Below are 3,280 nucleotides of genomic sequence, written 5' to 3'. Positions count from 1 at the left end.
CCGCCCGCCCAGAGCCCGCACCACGACTTCGCGTTCAACACCCTCGCCGTGCGCAACCAGGTCCGCTACACCCGCCCCGCCGTGCCGCTCGAACCCGGCCGCATGGCCGAGACCGAGATCCTCGCCCGGCTCGTCCTCGCCGCCACCGGCATGCACGGCGCCGACCCGTCCGCCGTGGACGACCTCGTGATCCTGCAGACCCTCGGCAAGGCCGTCGGCGAGCCCCATTCCCCGGTGCACGGCCGCGACCCGAAGGAACTCGCCGCCCTGCTCACCGGCGACAACGGCCCCGAACGGCGCCTCGACATGATGCTGCGCCTCGGCCCCTACGGCGACGGCTTCGGCGCCGACCCGGACGGGCTCACCCTGGAGAAGCTGCTCGCCCACCCGCACGGCATCGACCTCGGACCGCTGCGCCCCCGTCTGCCGCAGCCGCTGAAGACCCGCAGCGGCAAGGTGGAGCTGCTGCCCGCGCCGATCGCCGCCGACCTGCCCCGGCTGCGGGCCGCCCTCCGGGAACGTCCCGCCGGCCTCGTCCTGGTCGGCCGCCGCCATCTGCGCTCCAACAACAGCTGGCTGCACAACGTGCCCGCCCTCACCGGCGGCTCCAACCGCTGCACCCTGCACCTCCACCCCGACGACGCCGCACGCCTCGGCGTGGCGGACGGGCAGCCGGTGCGGGTCAAGGGGGCCGGGGGAGAGGTGACCGTCCCCGCCGAGGTCACCGACGCCGTGCGCCGGGGGGTGGTGAGCCTGCCGCACGGCTGGGGCCACGACCGGCCCGGCACCCGCACCCGGCACGCCTCCGTCGACCCCGGCGTCAACGTCAACCAGCTCCTCGACGGCAGCCTCCTCGACCCGCTGTCCGGCAACGCGGTGCTCAACGGCGTCCCCGTCGAGGTGTCCCCGGAGCGGGCCGAGAAGCCCGAAACGCTCACCGTGCTGACCTGAGCAAACGTCTGACCTGGGGTTTTGCGCTTATTGCTCACGGTCGTACGTCTTGTTGACGCCCCCTGGCCGTACCTAACGTCGTCACACCGCCGGCCCCGGCCGGATGTTCAAGGGTGAACGTTAGGTGTCCCATTCATGCTGACCATCCTCGGCTTCGCCATGATCGCGACCTTCCTGGTCCTGATCATGACGAAGAAGATGTCGCCGATCGCGGCGCTCGTGCTGATCCCCGCGCTGTTCTGCGTGGCCGTAGGCAAGGGCGCCCACCTCGGTGACTACGTCATCGACGGAGTGTCCAGCCTCGCCCCGACGGCGGCGATGCTGATGTTCGCGATCGTCTACTTCGGCGTCATGATCGACGTCGGGCTCTTCGACCCGGTCGTGCGCGGGATCCTCCGCTTCTGCAAGGCCGACCCCATGCGGGTCGTCGTGGGCACCGCCGTGCTCGCCGCGATCGTGTCGCTGGACGGCGACGGCTCCACCACCTTCATGATCACCGTCTCGGCGATGTACCCGCTGTACAAACGGCTGGGGATGAGCCTGGTCGTGATGACCGGCGTCGCCGCCATGGCCAACGGCGTCATGAACACCGTCCCCTGGGGCGGCCCCACGGCCCGCGCGGCCACCGCGCTGAAGCTCGACGCCGCCGACATCTTCGTCCCCATGATCCCCGCGCTGCTCACCGGCCTGCTGGGCGTCTTCGGCCTCGCCTACGTGCTGGGCCTGCGGGAGCGGAGGCGGCTGGGCGCGCTGCGGCTCCAGGACGAGGAGTCCGTCGAGACGAAGGAGGCGGTGCTGGTCGGCGCGGGAGCCGGTGGTGGTGCCGGGCGTCTCGAGAAGCGGGCCGTCGCAGGGGCCGGCGGCACGGACGCCGTGGACGGAACGGACGAGGGCGGCGACGGAACGCGCGACGGCGTGGATGCCGGGGACGGCCGGGACGACGACGGGGACCTCCTCAAGGGCCTCGACCCGAACCGGCCCACCCTGCGGCCGCGTCTGTACTGGTTCAACGCGCTGCTCACCGGCGTGCTGATCACCGCGATGATCCTGGAGCTGCTGCCCATCCCGGTGCTGTTCCTGCTCGGCGCCGCGCTCGCCCTCTCCGTCAACTTCCCGCGTCTGCCCGACCAGAAGGCCCGCATCGCGGCCCACGCCGACAACGTGCTCAACGTCTCCGGCATGGTCTTCGCCGCCGCCGTCTTCACCGGCGTCCTCCAGGGGACCGGCATGGTCGACAGCATGGCCGGCTGGCTGGTGGACACCGTCCCCGACGGGCTGGGCCCGCACATGGCCCTGGTCACCGGGGTGCTGAGCCTGCCGCTCACCTACTTCATGTCCAACGACGGCTTCTACTTCGGCGTCCTGCCCGTGCTCACCGAGGCCGGGGCGGCGCACGGCGTCACCCCGCTGGAGATGGCCCGCGCCTCCCTCGTCGGCCAGCCGCTGCACATGTCGAGCCCGCTCGTCCCCGCGGTGTACGTCCTCGTCGGCATGGCCCGGGTCGAGTTCGGCGACCACACCCGGTTCGTGGTCAAGTGGGCCGCGCTCACCTGCCTGCTGATCCTCGCGGCCGGAATCCTCTTCGGCACGATCTGACCGCTTCTTGTCCAGGGAGGACCACGTCATGACGCCCGGCGTGAACCGAGGCTGGCTGCTCCGGCTCGTCATCGCCTTCGGCTTCGCGCAGGCGGCGGTGTCGATGGCCCGGCCCGCCGTCTCCTACCGGGCGCTCGCCCTCGGCGCGGACGAGCGGGCGGTCGGCGTCATCGCGGGCGTCTACGCGCTGCTGCCGCTGTTCGCCGCCGTGCCGCTCGGCCGGCGCACCGACCACGGCCGCTGCGCCCCGCTGCTGCCGACCGGCGTCGTGCTGATCTCCGCGGGCTGCGCGCTCAGCGGCGTCGCCGGCTCGCTGTGGGCCATGGCGCTGTGGAGCGGGGTGATGGGCCTCGGCCACCTGTGCTTCGTGATCGGCGCGCAGTCGCTCGTCGCCCGGCAGTCCGCGCCGCACGAACAGGACCGCAACTTCGGGCACTTCACCATCGGCGCCTCGCTCGGGCAGCTCGCGGGGCCCGTCGCGGCGGGGGCGCTGATCGGCGCGGACATGGTCCGCACCAGCGCGGTGGCCCTCGTCGCGGCGGGCGCGGGCGGGGCCGTCGCGCTCACCTCGCTGTGGCGCATCGAGCAGGCGGGGGCGGTGAAACCCCGTACGGCGCGGGGCGACCGGGTCCCGGTGCGCGGCATCCTGCGCGCGCGGGGCGTGCCGGCGGGCATGCTGATCAGCGTGGCCGTGCTGTCGGCGACCGACATCCTCACCGCGTACCTGCCGGTG

Annotated in this window: 3 protein-coding genes; all 3 read left to right on the top strand. The window is 72.7% G+C overall.

Annotated elements, in window-relative coordinates; translation table 11 throughout:
• The coding region (locus CCN29_RS33030) for a molybdopterin dinucleotide binding domain-containing protein (protein ID WP_442538643.1) at positions 1-951 on the top strand (951 nt) is incomplete at its 5' end.
• A gap of 135 nt (positions 952-1,086) precedes the next feature.
• A complete protein-coding gene (locus tag CCN29_RS33025) occupies positions 1,087-2,547 on the top strand; it encodes a CitMHS family transporter (protein WP_086686193.1) in 1,461 nt (486 codons plus the stop codon).
• 28 nt (positions 2,548-2,575) lie between these two features.
• Positions 2,576-3,280, top strand: a 705-nt coding sequence (locus CCN29_RS33020; protein ID WP_442538642.1) for an MFS transporter, incomplete at its 3' end; no start/stop codon positions are given.

Source organism: Streptomyces pseudogriseolus (genome assembly GCA_002154585.1).
Classification (GTDB): domain Bacteria; phylum Actinomycetota; class Actinomycetes; order Streptomycetales; family Streptomycetaceae; genus Streptomyces; species Streptomyces pseudogriseolus.
Note: the sequence above shows the minus strand (reverse complement) of the source record. Positions and strands in the feature narration are given on the sequence as shown.

Excerpts from the sequence above, each read along its gene's own strand:
- CCN29_RS33025 (WP_086686193.1), top strand. The coding sequence starts at position 1,087 with ATGCTGACCATCCTCGGCTTCGCCATGATCGCGACCTTCCTGGTCCTG.